Origin of the sequence: Pseudidiomarina sp. (assembly GCF_048267825.1) — a bacterium.
Lineage (GTDB): Bacteria > Pseudomonadota > Gammaproteobacteria > Enterobacterales > Alteromonadaceae > Pseudidiomarina.
In genome coordinates this window covers 181116-197291 of sequence record NZ_JBLWWR010000002.1, presented here as the reverse complement: position 1 = coordinate 197291, position 16176 = coordinate 181116, and the positions used below count along the sequence as shown (strand labels likewise).

At 49.3% G+C, this 16176-nt stretch carries 19 protein-coding genes; 4 read left to right on the top strand and 15 right to left on the bottom strand.

Translation table 11 applies throughout. From position 1 onward, the window contains the following. Positions 1–36: 36 nt before the first annotated feature. The 4 genes from ACN0UN_RS03840 to ndk all read right to left on the bottom strand — a co-directional run bounded on the left by ACN0UN_RS03840 (position 37) and on the right by ndk (position 3605). Positions 37–1059 carry a RodZ domain-containing protein gene (locus tag ACN0UN_RS03840; RefSeq protein WP_417658808.1) on the bottom strand — a complete coding sequence of 341 codons (1023 nt, stop codon included), beginning with the start codon at positions 1057–1059 and terminating at the stop codon, positions 37–39. Between the two features lie 9 nt (positions 1060–1068). Beyond that, positions 1069–1836: a type IV pilus biogenesis/stability protein PilW gene (pilW, locus tag ACN0UN_RS03835; protein ID WP_417658807.1), complete on the bottom strand. Its 768-nt coding sequence runs from the start codon at positions 1834–1836 to the stop codon at positions 1069–1071. Between the two features lie 97 nt (positions 1837–1933). Next, positions 1934–3067, bottom strand: a complete 1134-nt coding sequence (locus ACN0UN_RS03830; RefSeq protein WP_417658806.1) for a bifunctional tRNA (adenosine(37)-C2)-methyltransferase TrmG/ribosomal RNA large subunit methyltransferase RlmN — start codon at positions 3065–3067, stop codon at positions 1934–1936. A 106-nt stretch (positions 3068–3173) separates the two neighbouring features. Further along, entirely contained in the window at positions 3174–3605 is a 432-nt protein-coding gene (gene ndk, locus ACN0UN_RS03825; RefSeq protein WP_417658805.1) for a nucleoside-diphosphate kinase, read from the bottom strand. 188 nt (positions 3606–3793) lie between these two features. On the opposite strand from ndk, the gene msrA reads away from it, so the two are divergent. Beyond that, positions 3794–4333: a peptide-methionine (S)-S-oxide reductase MsrA gene (gene msrA / locus ACN0UN_RS03820; RefSeq protein ID WP_417658804.1), complete on the top strand. Its 540-nt coding sequence runs from the start codon at positions 3794–3796 to the stop codon at positions 4331–4333. Positions 4334–4368: 35 nt separating this feature from the next. Here msrA and fdx read toward each other — a convergent pair whose 3' ends face one another. The 9 genes from fdx to suhB all read right to left on the bottom strand — a co-directional run bounded on the left by fdx (position 4369) and on the right by suhB (position 11358). Continuing rightward, positions 4369–4707: an ISC system 2Fe-2S type ferredoxin gene (gene fdx, locus ACN0UN_RS03815; RefSeq protein ID WP_128351314.1), complete on the bottom strand. Its 339-nt coding sequence runs from the start codon at positions 4705–4707 to the stop codon at positions 4369–4371. Between the two features lie 31 nt (positions 4708–4738). Further along, positions 4739–6613, bottom strand: coding sequence for a Fe-S protein assembly chaperone HscA (gene hscA, locus ACN0UN_RS03810; RefSeq protein ID WP_417658803.1), 1875 nt, complete (start codon positions 6611–6613; stop codon positions 4739–4741). A gap of 98 nt (positions 6614–6711) precedes the next feature. Beyond that, positions 6712–7215, bottom strand: a complete 504-nt coding sequence (gene hscB, locus ACN0UN_RS03805; RefSeq protein WP_417658802.1) for a co-chaperone HscB — start codon at positions 7213–7215, stop codon at positions 6712–6714. A 10-nt stretch (positions 7216–7225) separates the two neighbouring features. Next, the gene (gene iscA, locus ACN0UN_RS03800; RefSeq protein ID WP_128351317.1) at positions 7226–7549 is read right to left on the bottom strand and encodes an iron-sulfur cluster assembly protein IscA; all 324 of its coding nucleotides are present in this window, start codon (positions 7547–7549) and stop codon (positions 7226–7228) included. Between the two features lie 12 nt (positions 7550–7561). Further along, positions 7562–7945, bottom strand: coding sequence for a Fe-S cluster assembly scaffold IscU (gene iscU, locus ACN0UN_RS03795; RefSeq protein ID WP_128351318.1), 384 nt, complete (start codon positions 7943–7945; stop codon positions 7562–7564). Positions 7946–7960: 15 nt separating this feature from the next. Further along, positions 7961–9175, bottom strand: coding sequence for an IscS subfamily cysteine desulfurase (locus ACN0UN_RS03790; RefSeq protein ID WP_128351319.1), 1215 nt, complete (start codon positions 9173–9175; stop codon positions 7961–7963). Positions 9176–9200: 25 nt separating this feature from the next. Beyond that, positions 9201–9683: a Fe-S cluster assembly transcriptional regulator IscR gene (gene iscR / locus ACN0UN_RS03785; protein WP_417658801.1), complete on the bottom strand. Its 483-nt coding sequence runs from the start codon at positions 9681–9683 to the stop codon at positions 9201–9203. Between the two features lie 147 nt (positions 9684–9830). Next, entirely contained in the window at positions 9831–10556 is a 726-nt protein-coding gene (gene trmJ / locus ACN0UN_RS03780; RefSeq protein ID WP_417658800.1) for a tRNA (cytosine(32)/uridine(32)-2'-O)-methyltransferase TrmJ, read from the bottom strand. A gap of 1 nt (position 10557) precedes the next feature. After that, positions 10558–11358, bottom strand: a complete 801-nt coding sequence (gene suhB / locus ACN0UN_RS03775; RefSeq protein ID WP_417658799.1) for an inositol-1-monophosphatase — start codon at positions 11356–11358, stop codon at positions 10558–10560. Between the two features lie 170 nt (positions 11359–11528). Here suhB and ACN0UN_RS03770 point away from each other — a divergent pair, with 170 nt between their 5' ends. Then, positions 11529–11696 (top strand): DUF3545 family protein, encoded by a 168-nt coding sequence (locus ACN0UN_RS03770; RefSeq protein WP_417658798.1) that lies wholly within the window; start codon positions 11529–11531, stop codon positions 11694–11696. 44 nt (positions 11697–11740) lie between these two features. On the opposite strand, the gene ung is transcribed toward ACN0UN_RS03770, so the two are convergent. Beyond that, on the bottom strand, positions 11741–12406 hold the full coding sequence (gene ung, locus ACN0UN_RS03765) for a uracil-DNA glycosylase (RefSeq protein WP_417658797.1): 666 nt from the start codon (positions 12404–12406) through the stop codon (positions 11741–11743). A gap of 92 nt (positions 12407–12498) precedes the next feature. On the opposite strand from ung, the gene ACN0UN_RS03760 reads away from it, so the two are divergent. Next, positions 12499–13305 carry a glycosyltransferase family 2 protein gene (locus tag ACN0UN_RS03760; RefSeq protein WP_417658796.1) on the top strand — a complete coding sequence of 269 codons (807 nt, stop codon included), beginning with the start codon at positions 12499–12501 and terminating at the stop codon, positions 13303–13305. 26 nt (positions 13306–13331) lie between these two features. Continuing rightward, positions 13332–14090 (top strand): glycosyltransferase family 25 protein, encoded by a 759-nt coding sequence (locus ACN0UN_RS03755; RefSeq protein ID WP_417658795.1) that lies wholly within the window; start codon positions 13332–13334, stop codon positions 14088–14090. Between the two features lie 22 nt (positions 14091–14112). Here ACN0UN_RS03755 and ACN0UN_RS03750 read toward each other — a convergent pair whose 3' ends face one another. Further along, on the bottom strand, positions 14113–16128 hold the full coding sequence (locus ACN0UN_RS03750; protein WP_417658794.1) for a S9 family peptidase: 2016 nt from the start codon (positions 16126–16128) through the stop codon (positions 14113–14115). Positions 16129–16176: the final 48 nt, after the last annotated feature.

Below are 16176 nucleotides of genomic sequence, written 5' to 3'. Positions count from 1 at the left end.
CGAGTAACCAATAACGAATAACTATTAACGCTTTAATCAGTTCAGGGTCATTGTGACGCTGCGGTTGCGGCGATAACTGCTTAAGTCCACCGGTTCACCATTATACGTCATTGTGACAACTTCTGGCTTGCATAAAATGATATCAAAAGGAGGCTCGCCCGTCAGCGGCATTGTGTAACCAGCTTTTTTAACGCCGATGGCGATGTCGGTGCCGGTGGCGTCGGTTACTTTTATCCAGCAGTCACCGCTAAACGCCATGACGAGATCCGCGCCTTGGGTTGCGCTTGGCTGGCTGTTGGGAATGGGGTCAGTGACTACTTCAGTCTCGGTAGCTGCAGTGTCTGTATTGCCTTCGGTTGGCTCGTCAGTCGGTTCGTCGATCGGGTCATCCGTCACCACCGGCGCGCTGTCTTGGTTGCGGCTGGTGACGGTCAGGCCTTCGGTTTCGTTGGCCTGCTGGTTGTCACTGGTGGTCGTTTGGCCACGAGCCTGGTCTTCAGTAACGCGCTCTGCCGGTGACTCGCGACGCACTGCGGTACGATTATCGACCTGCTGGCTGCTACCGTTGCTGGCTGAGCCATTGCCGTTGCCATTAAAGATGTCGCCGTTATTGGTATCTTGCCACCACCAAACCACCGCCAGAGCGATAACAATGGCAATAATAAAGTAGCTAAATAACATTAAACGGCTGTCGTTGCGCTCGCGTACCTTGCGTTTCGAAAAGCTTTGCATGGTAATGGTGCTGACCGTTACTTCACCGAAGCCCATTTTGCCGTAGGCTTCAAATACGCGTTTTTCGTCAACTTCAAGTGCTTTACTTACCGAGCGCAAGTAGCCACGCACATAAGTGGCTGACGATAGCTTGTCAAACTCATCGGCTTCGAGCAGTTCAATCACGGTTTTACGCAGACGCAGGCTATCCGCCACTTGCTGTGTGGTTAGCCCTTTCGCTTCGCGCGCTTCACGAAATAACTGGCCGGGCGTTTCCCCTGTATAAGGTTCTGGCTTAGGCTGTTCTTCTTCGCTGTTCTCTTCGAGTAAATCTTTATCTGATGCCATTCTCGTTCGCTATTTAGTTAATTGCTGATAATCACGCGCTTGCTGAGAAGCCGGGAAGCGCTGCACAAGCAGATCGCCGAATTGCTGCCGTTTGTTCTTATTGTTTAAGGCGTGAGCTAACTGCACTTCTAACCATAAATATTGCGCCGACAACTGCGGGTAATTGGCCCGGCGCTCTATCATGTCCGCAGCCTTGTCATAGCGTTTCTGCTCGAGCAACAAGGATGCATAATTCTCTAAAATATTGACGCTGCCACCACTGTGGTTAAGCGCCAACAGGTAATATCGGTCGGCATTGGCCATATCTTTTTGCGCGGCGGCACAGCGCCCAGCATTCTGATAAGTGCTGGCGATTTTCACGTAGCCGGGTTGCGCAACTGCTTTACGAAACATTTGGTCGGCTTCGTTGTAACGATCTTGGCCGCACAACAGCACGCCCAGATTATTATAGCTGTCACCGTCATCAGGGCGTAGGTCGATGGCCTTGCGATAATAAGCCTCGGCATTTTTTACGTCACGAACCTGCTGATAATAATAAGCAAGGCCGGTATAAACATCTGGGTTATTGGGGGTGTATTCGCGGGCGCGTTCTAAATTTGCTTTAGCTTGCTCAAAATTGCCAGAGCGTAAATACTGCAGCCCAAGAGCCAAGCGCGTGCGCGAAGCCTCTTGTGCATTGAATTGCTGTGCCGGTTCTTGTTTACCATCGACCGTACGTTGGCTCACGCAACCGGTGCTGAACACCACGGTGATCAGCGCTAACAGCAGAATCCGCATGTAAATCTCCCCCATAAAGAAACTATCTTAACCTTTATCGGCGGCAGATCAAGCTGTGTGGCGTCAAAGCTATGTTAAGTTTGTCTTAAGCGTGCGTTTAAACAGCTTTAATTTGGATGCCGTCGCCACCGCGTTGCGCTTGTTGCTTTTTCAAGATGCGCTTGGTGCGGTCAATCACATCACCGACAAGTTGGCCGCAAGCAGCATCAATGTCGTCACCGCGAGTGCGTCGTACGACAACAATGTAGCCTTTATCCATCAGTACTTTGGCGAAGCGGTCGATACGTGAATTGCTTGATCGGCCATAGTCTGAACCTGGGAATGGATTAAACGGAATGAGGTTGATTTTGCACGGCGTGTCTTTTAGCACTTCAGCCAATTCAGCCGCCTGCTCCATCGAGTCATTGATGTGGTCCAACATCACATATTCAATGGTGATGTTTTTATTTGCCTTTGAGCCGTCAATGTAGTCACGGCTGGCTTTGAGGAATTCTTGAATATTGTACTTTTTATTAATCGGCACAATTTCGTTGCGCAATTCATCGTTTGGCGCGTGCAAAGAAATCGCCAAAGCAACGTCGATTTGCTCTTTCAGCTTATACAAAGCCGGTACCACACCGGAGGTGCTTAAGGTGACGCGACGTTTCGATAAGCCAAAGGCGTTGTCATCAAGCATTAAGTCCATGGCTGGAACCACGTTATTCAGGTTCAACAGCGGTTCACCCATGCCCATCATCACTACGTTGGTGACAGCTTTTACGCCGGTGTCGCCAAAGGCGCCGATGAGTTTGCTCACCCGCCATACCTGGCCAATGATTTCGGCCACTTTTAAGTTGCGGTTAAAGCCTTGCTGCGCGGTTGAGCAGAAGGTGCACTCCAGTGCACAGCCTACTTGCGAACTCACACACAAGGTGGCGCGGTCACGATCTGGAATCCATACGGTTTCCACATCCTGGCCGTCGAATAAGGTCATCGCGAACTTGATGGTGCCGTCCGACGATTGTTGTTGAACACGCACTTCAGGTGCCCGAATTTCGGCCACCTGTTTCAGTTTTTCACGCAGCACCTTGTTGAGATTGGTCATCTCGTCAAAGTCATCGACACAATAGTGATACACCCACTTCATAACCTGGTCGGCGCGAAATGGCTTTTCACCCAACTCTTTGAAGAACTCGCGCATTGCTTCGCGGTTCAAGTCGAGTAAATTCACTTTTTTGTCTACTGCATTCATATAAAACCTTAAGTGCGTTATTCGTTACTGGTTATTCGTTATTCGTAGTCGGGTTTAACGACAAGCGCAGCGCCCGACCAATGAATAACGATTAACGCTTTTGCTTTTAGCGCGTACGTGGGCAGATTTCTTCGTCAGAGAAGAAGTATGCAATTTCACGTGCTGCTGATTCTAAAGCGTCAGAACCGTGCGTTGCGTTCTCGTCGATAGATACAGCATAGTCTGCGCGCAAAGTTCCTGCCAATGCGTCAGCTGGGTTGGTTGCGCCCATGATGTCGCGGTGACGTTTTACTGCGTTCTCGCCTTCAAGTACTTGCACCATGATTGGGCCAGAAGTCATGAAGTCTACCAATGCACGGAAGAACGGACGCTCTTTGTGTTCAGCGTAGAAACCTTCAGCTTGTTCAGTGCTTAAGTGCATCATTTTTGCTGCAACGATACGGAAGCCTGCAGTTTCAAAACGGTTATAGATAGCGCCGATTAAGTTTTTGCCAACGGCATCCGGCTTGATAATTGATAAGGTGCGTTCTAAAGCCATGATTTTCTCCAATCAAGTTTTATAAGTAAAAGGTTGTCTAAGTTAGAGTCGCGCGGATTATACATAAAAGCCGCCGTCAGAGCTAGGGGCAGAGCTGCGGCTGCACACCACTTCAAACGCTTTACAGTGACATCGAACAGGCGTAAAGTGTGGGCATCTAGACGTCTATTTATTTTGCAGTATATGAGGTGGTTATGACGCAACAAATTACATTAGGTGGCGGTTGTTTTTGGTGCCTTGAAGGTGCTTTTAAGCAGGTTCGTGGCGTATTAAAGGTGCAGTCTGGTTACGCGGGCGGGCACAAAGAAAATCCAACGTACGAAGAAGTCTGCTCAGGCAGCACCGGGCATGCTGAAGTGCTGCAGGTTACCTTTGAGCCAACGGCTTTAAGTGTGCGGGAAATTTTAGAAATCTTTTTTGCGTTGCACGATCCAACCCAAGTGAATCGTCAGGGTAACGATGTCGGTACGCAATACCGCACGTCAATTTTCTACCAAACTGACGAACAAAAGCGTTTATCGGAAGAGATTATTGCCGAAATGGAACGTGAAAAAACCTGGGATGCGCCAATTGTGACCACAATTGAGCCCTTGGAAAAGTTCTGGCCGGCTGAGGATTACCACGAAAACTATGTGGAACGTAATCCTGAAAACGCCTATTGCCAAGCGGTTGTGCATCCGAAGTTAGCAAAATTCAAACGCACTTTCGCCGAAAAGCTCGACGGTTAAAATGAGGGGGCAGTGCAAGGACTGCCCCTTTTTTACTAATGGTTTTCTTTGGCGTGGTTGATGCTGTATTTCGGGATTTCTACAACGAGGTCTTCGCCGTCAACTTTGGCCTGACAGCTTAAGCGTGAATCTGGGTCGAGGCCCCACGCTTTATCGAGCATGTCGTCTTCGTTTTCTTCAATTTCATTAATTGAGTCCATGCCTTCGCGAATGTACACGTGGCAGGTGGTGCAGGCGCACACTTTTTCACAGGCGTGTTCTATGCCGATGCCGTTGCGCAAGGCCACGTCAAGCACGGTTTCGCCGTCTTTTGCTTCGAGTGCTGCGCCTTCTGGGCAAAGCTCTTCATGGGGTAAAAATACAATCTTTGGCATAAAAACCTCGTTAATAACTACACGTTAATCGTTATAGCTCGTCGACTTTTGTGCCGGAGAGTGCTTTGCGAATGCTGGCATCCATACGGCGCGCGGCGAAATCATCGCTGGCTTTGTCTACGGCTTCAATAGCTTGTTCAATGGCTGCAACATCTGTGCCGCTGCGGGCAACACGAAGTTGCTCCATGGCGGCATCCAGGGTTGCGCGCTCGTTCTCGTCAAGCAATTTGCCGTCTGCGGCTAAGGCACTGCTGAGTGCCTCAATAACGCGGTCGGCTTCAACTTGCTGTTCACGCAACATACGCGCCGCCATGTCTTCTTTGGCATTGCTCATCGATGCTTCAATCATTTTGGTGATGTCATTATCACCCAAACCATAAGATGGTTTCACCTGAATTGATGCGCTCACGCCGGTTGATTTTTCCATGGCGGTCACGCTCAATAAGCCGTCTGCATCGACTTGGAAAGTTACCCGAATGTGTGCGGCACCGGCTGCCATTGGCGGTATATCCGTTAACACGAAACGAGCCAAACTACGGCAGTCATCAACCAGCTCACGTTCGCCCTGCACCACATGAATCATCATGGCGGTTTGGCCGTCTTTAAACGTGGTGAATTCTTGCGCTTTTGCGACTGGAATCGTGGTGTTGCGTGCCACAACTTTTTCCACCAAGCCGCCCATAGTTTCCAGGCCCAGCGAGAGTGGAATCACATCCAGCAACAACATGTCAGAGTCAGGTTTGTTACCCGCTAAAATGTCGGCTTGAATGGCAGCACCCAGGGCGACAACTTGATCCGGATCAATGGAGGTTAAGGGTTCGCGACCAAAGAAATCGCCTACCGCTTCGCGCACACGTGGCACACGGGTCGAGCCGCCAACCATAACCACATCAAGTATTTCATCGGCGCTGACTTCGGCATCTTTCAATGCGCGTCGGCAAGACGCTAAGGTTTTGCGCACCAAAGGTTCAATCAACTCATTCAGCTTGGCACGGGTTAACGTGAGCGCATCGCCTTCACTGGTTGAAGAAGGCTGATTGATCATCACAGACTCCGCGTCTGTCAGCTGTTCTTTTGCCGCTTTGGCGGCATTGATCAGATCACGCTCATGGCGCGCATCAACATTCTCGGGCAGCGACCACTGCTCTTTTAACCAGTTAACGATGAGTTGATCGAAGTCATCGCCACCAAGGGCGCTGTCACCACCGGTTGCCAGTACTTCAAATACACCGCCTTGCAAACGCAAAATGGAAATATCGAAGGTACCGCCACCTAAATCATACACCGCAATCAAGCCTTCACGACCTGAGTCCAGGCCATAGGCTACGGCTGCTGCGGTCGGCTCGTTCAATAAACGTAAGACTTTTAAACCGGCCAATTGCGCGGCGTCTTTGGTGCTTTGGCGTTGTGCGTCATCGAAGTAAGCTGGCACGGTAATCACCACACCGGTAAGCTCGCCACCTAATGAAGCTTCAGCGCGCGCTGCCAAGGTCCGCAAGATATCAGCGGACACTTCAACTGCGTTTTTCTCGCCTGCGGCGGTATGGAATACCGGCACACCGTTGTCAGTTTCGCTCATGCGATACGGCAAGTTTGAAAGGTTTTTCTGCACGTCGGCAATGGTGCGACCAATAAATCGTTTTACAGAAACAATGGTATTCTGCGTTTCAATGCTCTTGTCGGCGTGCTTCGCCAGCGCTTCGTGGCCGGTTAAAATTTCGTCGGCGCCGTAATAAACCACTGACGGTAAAATGGCACGGTCGTGCTGATCTTTGAGCACTGCAGCTTCGCCACTACGCACGCTTGCCACTAATGAGTTGGTGGTGCCCAAATCGATGCCAGCGGCAAGGCGATGTTGATGCGGCGCGGTGCTTTGACCCGGTTCCGCAATTTGTAGTAAAGCCATCTAAAACCTCTTTTTAAATACGAGAACGATATTAGCGAATTGATATTAGATATTAGAAAAAGCGCTAAATATCAGAACTAATATCTAATATCTAACAGCTAATATCGAATTTGCTCTTCGATTTGCTCGAGTTCGTGATGCAGCTTGTGCATAAACTTCAGCTTACGTATCGCAATAGCTGCTTGTTCGTTGGCGTTTGCTTCAAGGTGCCGTTCAAGCTCGCTTTGTAACGCATTCATTTGTTCTTGCAAGTCTTTGTAGGCGCTATCGAGCGCCTCCAAGTCGGTCACTTCTTCAATGCGTTCGCGCCATTCCATTTGCGCCATCAAAAAGTCAGGATCTTGCAGGGTGGTTTGTTCGTGCGCCAAATCAATACCGCGTAATTCCAGCAAGTACTCAGCGCGGGTAAGCGGTGAGCGCAAGGTTTGGTACGCATCATTGAGCTGTGCAGTACGTTGCACGGCACGTAATTTTTCGCGTTCACTGCCAGTGGCAAAGCGATCAGGGTGCAGCGTTTGCTGCAATTTGCGGTAGCGCTGTTGCAATTCCGCCGCATCTAAAGAGAATGCGGCGGGCATATCAAACAGTTCAAAATGATTCATTGCTTGCCTGTTATACGTTGAAGCTTTCTCCGCAACCGCATTCGCCTTTGGCGTTTGGATTACGGAACTCAAAACCTTCGTTTAGGCCTTCTTTGACAAAGTCGATTTCGGTGCCATCAAGGTACACCAAGCTCTTGCCGTCGACGACAATGTTCACGCCGTTGGCTTCGATAATCGTATCGGTATCGTCCACTTCGTCAACAAATTCCATCACGTAGGCGAGCCCGGAGCAGCCGGTGGTTTTAATCCCCAACCGAATGCCCACACCTTTACCGCGTTGTTCTAGAAACGAGCGGGCGCGATGCGCCGCCGCTTCAGTTATGGTAATTGCCATCTTATAACCCGATTACGCTACGTGTTTCTTTTTGTAGTCTGCAATTGCTGCTTTAATTGCGTCTTCTGCCAAAATTGAGCAGTGAATTTTCACTGGTGGCAATGCAAGTTCTTCAGCAATTTGCGTGTTTTTCAACTGCTCAGCTTCGGCAATTGACTTGCCTTTAACCCACTCGGTAACGAGTGAGCTTGAAGCGATTGCAGAACCACAACCGTAAGTTTTGAATTTTGCGTCTTCAATGATGCCTTCGGCATTAATTTTCAACTGCAATTTCATAACGTCGCCACAGGCTGGTGCGCCGACCATGCCAGTTGCGATTGACGGATCATTTTTATCAAACGCGCCTACGTTGCGCGGATTTTCATAATGGTCGATTACTTTTTCGCTGTATGCCATACCGTGTTACCTCTCTTAGTGTGCGACCCATTCGACTTTGCTTAGGTCGACGCCGTCTTTGTACATATCCCAAAGGGGTGACATGTCGCGTAGACGACCAATCGAATTTTGAATTTGTTTAATGGCGTAATCCACTTCTTCTTCGGTAGTAAAGCGGCCGAAGCTGAAACGGATTGAGCTGTGCGCCAGTTCGTCGTTGCGGCCCAAGGCGCGCAATACGTACGAAGGCTCAAGGCTTGCTGATGTGCAGGCTGAACCTGAAGAAACCGCGAGGTCTTTCAACGCCATAATCAGGCTTTCGCCTTCAACAAAGTTAAAGCTGATGTTGAAGATGTGCGGCACAGCGTGCTCTTGATTGCCGTTAATGTACACTTCTTCGATGTCTTTTACGCCATTCCATAAACGGTCGTGGAGCATTTTGAAACGCTCAAATTCTGCGCCCATTTCTTCTTTGGCAATGCGTGCAGCTTCACCGAAGCCGACGATTTGATGCGTTGGCAAGGTGCCTGAACGCATACCACGTTCGTGCCCACCACCGTGCATTTGTGCGTTTAAGCGCACCCGTGGCTTACGACGCACATACAGCGCGCCAATGCCTTTCGGGCCATACATTTTGTGGGCTGAAATGCTGAACATATCAACCGGCAGCTTTTCCATATCCACTTCGATTTTACCGGTGCTTTGTGCACCATCAACGTGGAATACTGTTTTGTTTGCACGACACAGGTTACCGATAGCTTCGATGTCCTGAATCACGCCAATTTCGTTGTTTACGTGCATGATGCTGACCAATACGGTGTCATCACGCAGAGCAGCTTTGAATGCGTCAAGATCCACCAAGCCGTCTTCTTTTACGTCTAAATAAGTGACTTCGAAGCCTTCGCGCTCCATTTGGCGGCACGTATCCAGCACGGCTTTGTGCTCGGTTTTCACCGTAATGATGTGCTTACCTTTTTTGCTGTAAAACTCAGCCGCGCCTTTAATGGCCAAGTTATCTGATTCGGTTGCACCCGAGGTGAATACGATTTCACGTGGGTCAGCGTTAATCAGATCAGCAATCTGATTACGGGCGATATCAATCGCTTCTTCAGCTTGCCAACCGAACCGGTGCGAACGCGATGCAGGGTTACCAAACTGACCATCTGGGGTCAGGAATTGCATCATCTTTTCGGCCACGCGCGGGTCAACCGGCGTGGTTGCTGCGTAATCAAAATAAATCGGTAATTTCATCAAGTTACTCCTCTTGCCAGACTGCTTACTGGCTCAATGCAATTTGGTTTTCGCGTTTTTTCTGTTCGGAAATTAAGTTGTTTTGACGTAAGGCCACGCGGGCAATGTCTTCTTGCTTGACCAGCTCAGCCAAACTAATGTTGGCGAGAAAGTCTTCAATGCGCTCACTTAGGTCTGTCCAGAGCGAGTGCGTTAAGCAACGGCTACCGCTTTGGCATCCGCCTTTGCCTTGGCAACGGGTGGCGTCAATGCTTTCATCAACGGCTTGTATTACGGCGCTGATGGAAATTTGGTGTGCTTCAAGACCCAACCGATAACCACCACCTGGGCCGCGCACACTGCTAACCAGACCTTGTTTACGCAGGCGCGCGAACAATTGTTCAAGGTAGCTTAAAGAAATACCTTGGCGTTCTGAAATATCTGCCAATGGTACTGGACCATTTTCTGTATGAAGCGCGACGTCGATCATAGCGGTCACGGCGTAGCGGCCTTTTGAGGTTAAGCGCATAGCGGTATTGCCTCCTTTGTCTTAGGCCTTAAGTGTGCCATTCCCGACTATTTTAGTCAAGTATTCACTTGAACGGCAAAGTCGATATTAGCTATTGGATATTAGCTATTAGCGGTAATGGCTACTTCTTCTAATATCCAATATCTTTTAGCTAATATCGTTTTTGTTTTTCTTATCAATTGACGTCAGAATGCCACGCAGGATATTCAGTTCCGCTGACTCAGGGCGAGCGCGGCTAAACATTCGGCGTAACTTCGCCATCACCTGACCGGGGTGGTTTTTAATGATAAACCCCGTTTCACCGAGGGTGTCTTCCAGATGTTGGTAAAAGCGTTCCAGGTCGCCAGCCAGCGGGTAGTCTACGTCACTGACCGGTGGTTTGGCATCGGCCTCTAAGAACTGCATGCGCACTTCATAGGCCAGCGTTTGCACCGCCATGGCCAAATTTAATGAGCTGTACTCAGGGTTTGACGGAATATGCACATGGTGGGTGCATTGTTGCAGCTCTTCATTGGTTAAACCGCTGCTTTCACGGCCAAATACCATAGCCACCGGATAATTCGGTGCTTCTGCAAGCACTTTTGCCGCCGTTTCACGTGGGCCAAGCAATGGCCAATCCAGCGTGCGGTTACGGGCGCTGGTACCTACTACCAAGCCGCAATCTTGAATCGCTTCCGGTAAGGTTTTAACGATTTTTGCTTGATGTAACACATCCGTAGCACCAGCAGCCAATGCCGAAGCATGGCTGTCAGGCGCTTGTACTGGATCAACCAGGTACAAATCGTTTAGCCCCATGGTTTTCATGGCACGCGCGACCGACCCGATGTTGCCGGTGTGGCTGGTGTTGACTAAGACAATACGAATGTTGTTCATGTTATTTTAAGCTTGCTGGTAAATGTGGACGCGCAGTAGTCAGCAAATGTTGCACAACTTTCGGGTTGCCCGCAACCACGTTGCCACTGGTCATAAAGCCATGGCCACCGGCGAAGTCAGTGACGATACCACCCGCTTCACGCACCAATAACTGGCCTGCGGCAATGTCCCACGGCTTCAGGCTAAATTCCCAGAATCCGTCAATGCGGCCATTGGCTACATAGGCAAGATCCAACGCTGCAGAACCGCTGCGACGCATGTCTGAGGTGTACTCGAACAATGACGTGAACACGGCCATGTAGTCTTTGGTCATGTCTTTACGTTTGAATGGGAAGCCAGTAGCTAATAGCGCGCCATTAAGGTCACGCTGTTTGGTGGCACGTAAGCGTTTACCGTTTAATTGTGCGCCTTGACCACGTGAAGCGCTAAATAGCTCTTCGCGCAGCGGGTCATAAACAACGGCTGCTTGCACCACACCTTTGTGCAGGTATGCGATAGAAATTGAGAAATGCGGAATTCCGCGCAGGTAATTGGTGGTGCCATCGAGTGGGTCAATAATCCACTGATGTTCTGGCTCGCCGCCAACCACTTCACCACTTTCTTCCGCAAGGAATGAGTGCTGTGGGTAGGCTTTTTGAATGGTGCGAATGATGGCACTTTCAGCCGCTTTGTCGAGTTCGGTCACGAAATCGTTTTGGGTTTTGGTTTGAACATTCAGATCAACCTCAACACCAAAGTTTTTGACTAAAATTTTGCCGGCCACACGCGCTGCGCGCACCGCTATGTTTAACATCGGATGCATACCAATTACCTGTACTGTGAAAGAACGATTTTGTGGGCGCGAATTATACGCAGCTTACAAAGTTTAAGCAAGAATTACCCTAGTGAATGGATCTGTTCACTTTTTACCCAGACCGTGTTATAACCGTGTTGCGCTAATTTAGAATAACAACACTAAAGCCGGAGGGTCCCATGGATCATTCACAAGAGCTAAAACAAGTTGAATCTAAGTCGAATAAAAAAGGTGCCCCGCGTAAGTGGCGTGAAATTGAAAATCTGAAAGAGAAGTATCGTTTACGCGACGAACTGCAGGATATTGATTTCGAGTTCGATGCCGAACTCGATAGTTTGGAATTCTAGTTCGTTAGTCGTTGTTGGTTACTCGTTACTCGAATAACGAATAACTAATAGCTAATAACGCTTTTGCCCTGCTGCGCGAGCAGCTCGTTGGTGCGGCGAAAATGCCCTGCGGTGAGAAACCCGCGGTGCGCCGACAATGGCGATGGGTGAACAGTTTCCAATACATGATGGCGCTGGCGATCAATCAGCGCCCCCTTCTTTTGCGCATGCGCGCCCCAAAGTAGAAACACAATCCCGCTGCACTGCTTGTTGATTTGCTCCACCACTTTATCTGTGAAGGTTTCCCAGCCCCAACTGGCGTGCGAATGCGCTTTGCCCTGCTCTACTGTGAGTACGGTATTCAACAACAGCACGCCTTGCTTGGCCCAATGTTCCAGATTGCCCGATTCTGGTATCTGAAAGTCGGGATAGTCATGCTGAATTGCTTTAAAGATATTGCGCAACGAAGGCGGATGCTTCACGCCGTCGGGCACTGAAAAGCATAAACCGTGGGCTTGCCCGGGGCCGTGATAGGGATCTTGCCCTAAAATAACCACCTTTAAATTTTCCAAGGGCGTCATTTTGAAAGCCTGGAACACCTGCTCACTGGGCGGATAGATGACTTTTCCTGCGTCACGTTCAGTCTGCACACGGTGCAGTAGATCAATAAAGTAAGGTTGCTTTTTTTCTTCGCTGAGCACGTCGCTCCAGCTTAACGCCTGTTCTGTCATTTACCGACTAACCTTTGTATTATTAGTAGTTCATACTATGCATGTATCCTAACACTGTACTGAATTGTTGTACCAATAAAAGAGAGCGCCCAATGAGTAAGCCCTACCCGCCAATGAGTGTGTTTGTCATTACACTTAACGAAGCCGAACACTTGGATGAGGTTTTAGAGAGTGTGCGTGGTGTTGAGGAGATTGTGGTTATAGATTCGGGCTCTACCGACGGTACCCTGGAGATTGCCAAAAAGCATGGTGCACGTATTGTTCACAATGACTGGCCGGGCTATGCCAAGCAAAAAGCCTTCGGTATCGAACAATGCACGCACAATTGGGTATTGAATTTGGACGGCGATGAAGTGATGCCGGAAGGCGGCTTGCAGATGATTCGCGAGCGCATCGCCCAAGGTGATATCAACGGTATCTGGATACATCACGATGACATTTTTATGGGGCACAGCCTGAAGAAAGCGCGACACCACAAATACCGTCGGGTGTACCGCAAAGACCGCAGTCATATGGACACTTCAGTGCGGGTGCATGAACACATTCACGTGGATGAGCCGACGGCCTATCTACCAATTTATCTCAAACATTATGGTTATGATTCCGCACATGGCTATATGGACAAGCTGAACAAGTATTCACTGCTCAAGGCCGAGCAACGCATAGAGCAAGGCCGCCCATGCAGCTTGCCGCGTTTGCTGTTAATTTTTCCATTAATGTTTTTAAAGTTTTACCTTGGCCGCCAAATGATTTGGTCAGGCTGGCGGGGATTTATTAAAGCCAATATTGATGCATTTCATTTCTTTTTAACCGAAGCTAAACTTTACGAAATTCAATACCGTCAAAAGCAGCAGAAGCAACAAAAGCAACAAAAGCACAATGGTACGCCAAAAAAATGATTCGTTGATTGTCATGAGGGGGTGCTGTGAATCCATTTATTCAGCCGAATTTCAAGATATTTGTTATCAACTTAGCCCACTCCACTGAGCGCTGGCAGCATGTTTCGCAGCAACTCGATAGGCTTCACCTACCCTATGAGCGCCTTGATGCTGTTAACGGCAAATTACTCACGGAAGCCGAGATTAATGCCGTATTTTCGACCCAACTTGCCGATAAGTATTTCCATTATCGCCTCACACGCGGCGAGATAGCTTGTTACCTTTCACACCTGAAAGCCTGGCAAAAAATTGTGGATGACGGTTTAGATTTTGGAATTGTTCTTGAGGACGATATCAACATCAACGCGCTATTTTCCGAGGTACCAAATCGAATTGCCGCGTTTACGGTGAAGTGGGATTTCATCAAGCTTGCAGCGCCCTTTAAAGACCAACCTTATGACGTTATTGAGTCGGATACGCACCTTCGTGTAGTGAGCTACCGACGCAAGCCGCCTATGGGCGCATGTGCTCAGGCTGTAAGCGTCTCAGGTGCGCGGCAATTATTAACGTTGCGCCCGCCAATTTTCCGCCCCGTCGACGTTGATTTGCAGTGGTCTTATGAACTCGGCATTCGGACGTTGGGGCTGGTGCCTTATACCGTTGATAACACCCATCAACACAGCAGCGATATTTTTGCCGTTGAAAATAGGCACCATGCGCGTAAAAGCGGTTGGCGGCGCATGAAGCATCAAGTTGGCTTGTATTTTGACAATAAAAAAGCGCGACGTAAAACGCCGCGCTTGTAAGTTAAAATTCACTGCATTTCGTTTATTCGTATTTTCCAAACCAATGCAGAATATACGCAACTTTTGCCATTAGGTTTGATGGCCGCCCAGCGATACCGTGCGGTGCATCCGGTACGCGCACCATGGCGGTTTCAACACCGGCTAATTTCAGCGCTTGGTAATACTGCTCAGACTCTGAAATTGGCGTGCGGTGATCCGCCTCACCGGTTAACAACATGGTTGGTGTTGTGACATTACCGACGTAGCTGATAGGTGAATACTTCATGTAGTGTTCTTGATTCTCCCAAGGCAAGCCTGGGAACCAATATTTGGTGAAGTAATTGTACATATCTGCCGTTAACACAAAGCTGTACCAATTAATTACTGGCTTCGCCACCACGGCTGCAGCAAAGCGATCGGTATGGCCAACAATCCAGGCAGTTAACACACCACCGCCACTGCCACCGGTTACATACAGGCGCTCTTCGTCAATAAAGCCTTTTTCGATAACCGCATCGACACCGTCCATTAAGTCGGTGTAGTCATTGCTTGGGTAGTTGTGATGAATTTCTTGAGCGAAGTCTTCACCATAACTGGTGCTGCCGCGCGGGTTGGTGTAAAGCACCACATAGCCTTTGGCTGCCATTAACTGCACTTCGGCTGAGAACGAGCCTGCATAAGCAGTGTGTGGCCCACCATGAATTTCCAGAATCAGCGGGTACTTTTTGGTTGGGTCAAAATTTGGCGGATATACAATCCAACCTTGAATTTTAAGGTCGTCATGGCTTGATTCGTACCAGATTTCTTCAACGCGGCCTAATTCTTTGTGCGCCAAGGCGTCGTCATTCAACGCGGTTAACTTGCGTTTGATTTTGCTGGTTTGCAGCATTAAGTCCGCTGGACGGTATGGGTTGGCCATGGTGAATACCAAGTCGCCACCCGTACTTACGTCAAAACTACCACCGCTGTATGGGCGGGTATAACTTAAGCCGCCCATGGCGTCAGTCAGCACGCGGCGATTGCCGCTCAGGCTTTGGTAAACAATGTTGCCTTTGCCGTGCTTGTCGTAGCTAAAGTACACACCACGGCTATCGGCTGACCATTTTACGTCACCAACCGAATAATCAAGTTCGGTCGATAGTAGTTTCGGCGTGCCTTTGCCGTCTAAGTCCATTACGTACAACATGGTATTTTGATAGCTCATGTACTCATCATCGTAGCCAAGCCACGCGAGTTTTTTGCCATCAGGACTAACAAGCGGCGAGCGATCTGGGCCATTACGGTCGGTTAACTGCGTGATAGCGCCGTCAGCCACTGCAACCTGGTACAACTCGGAATTATTCGGTTGGTCGAAGGCATCATCGCGACGGTTCGCCGAGAACACGATGCTTTTACTATCGCCTGTCCATGTAAGCTGGCCACCATGGTGATAGGTGTCGGTAGTTATCTGGCGCGGGGTGCCACCACTGGCTGGTATCACATAAATTTGGGTGTAACCATCGGGCGCAAAGCCAGAACCGTCAAAGCGGTAGTTGTCTTTATCGATGTAACGCGCGGGTTCAGCCCACTCGGCACCTTTTGGCTTGCCCGGCAAGCTCACTGGCGCAGGATTACTGCTTGGCGTGAACATGGTAAATGCCAACCATTTTCCATCTGGCGACCAACTTAAGCTGCTTGGGCTGCCCGTTAGGCGCGTTACCGCAGCGTCTTCTCGGGTGTCGGTCCAATACAGATGAATCTGGTTGCTACCTGAACGATTCGATACAAACGCCAGCGTTTTGCCGTCTGGCGACCATGTTGGGGAATGATCGTTTGCTTGTCCGCCAGTTAACGGACGCAGTTCACCCTTATTATCAACACGCCATAAGTTACCTAAACGACGGTCACTCATGATGTCCATATAGTTACGAACAAACACCGTGTAGCCGCCGTCGGGATGGATAGCAGGTTGGCTTGCGTATTCCAGTTGGAACACATCTTCGAGCTGTAAGGCATTGTCGGTGTTGGCGTACGAACTGCTTGCGACCAATGCCAAAGTTAAGGTCAGGAGCTTTTTCATGGATGACAACCTCGTTGTTGGTTATTCGTTGTTCGTTATTTGTTATTC

What these genes read in the sequence shown, in the direction of transcription:
- ACN0UN_RS03840 (WP_417658808.1), bottom strand. Translation starts at nt 1,059, where the DNA reads ATGGCATCAGATAAAGATTTACTCGAAGAGAACAGCGAAGAAGAACAG.
- pilW (WP_417658807.1), bottom strand. Translation starts at nt 1,836, where the DNA reads ATGCGGATTCTGCTGTTAGCGCTGATCACCGTGGTGTTCAGCACCGGT.
- ACN0UN_RS03830 (WP_417658806.1), bottom strand. Translation starts at nt 3,067, where the DNA reads ATGAATGCAGTAGACAAAAAAGTGAATTTACTCGACTTGAACCGCGAA.
- ndk (WP_417658805.1), bottom strand. Translation starts at nt 3,605, where the DNA reads ATGGCTTTAGAACGCACCTTATCAATTATCAAGCCGGATGCCGTTGGC.
- fdx (WP_128351314.1), bottom strand. Translation starts at nt 4,707, where the DNA reads ATGCCAAAGATTGTATTTTTACCCCATGAAGAGCTTTGCCCAGAAGGC.
- hscA (WP_417658803.1), bottom strand. Translation starts at nt 6,613, where the DNA reads ATGGCTTTACTACAAATTGCGGAACCGGGTCAAAGCACCGCGCCGCAT.
- hscB (WP_417658802.1), bottom strand. Translation starts at nt 7,215, where the DNA reads ATGAATCATTTTGAACTGTTTGATATGCCCGCCGCATTCTCTTTAGAT.
- iscA (WP_128351317.1), bottom strand. Translation starts at nt 7,549, where the DNA reads ATGGCAATTACCATAACTGAAGCGGCGGCGCATCGCGCCCGCTCGTTT.
- iscU (WP_128351318.1), bottom strand. Translation starts at nt 7,945, where the DNA reads ATGGCATACAGCGAAAAAGTAATCGACCATTATGAAAATCCGCGCAAC.
- ACN0UN_RS03790 (WP_128351319.1), bottom strand. Translation starts at nt 9,175, where the DNA reads ATGAAATTACCGATTTATTTTGATTACGCAGCAACCACGCCGGTTGAC.
- iscR (WP_417658801.1), bottom strand. Translation starts at nt 9,683, where the DNA reads ATGCGCTTAACCTCAAAAGGCCGCTACGCCGTGACCGCTATGATCGAC.
- trmJ (WP_417658800.1), bottom strand. Translation starts at nt 10,556, where the DNA reads ATGAACAACATTCGTATTGTCTTAGTCAACACCAGCCACACCGGCAAC.
- suhB (WP_417658799.1), bottom strand. Translation starts at nt 11,358, where the DNA reads ATGCATCCGATGTTAAACATAGCGGTGCGCGCAGCGCGTGTGGCCGGC.
- ACN0UN_RS03770 (WP_417658798.1), top strand. Translation starts at nt 11,529, where the DNA reads ATGGATCATTCACAAGAGCTAAAACAAGTTGAATCTAAGTCGAATAAA.
- ung (WP_417658797.1), bottom strand. Translation starts at nt 12,406, where the DNA reads ATGACAGAACAGGCGTTAAGCTGGAGCGACGTGCTCAGCGAAGAAAAA.
- ACN0UN_RS03760 (WP_417658796.1), top strand. Translation starts at nt 12,499, where the DNA reads ATGAGTAAGCCCTACCCGCCAATGAGTGTGTTTGTCATTACACTTAAC.
- ACN0UN_RS03750 (WP_417658794.1), bottom strand. Translation starts at nt 16,128, where the DNA reads ATGAAAAAGCTCCTGACCTTAACTTTGGCATTGGTCGCAAGCAGTTCG.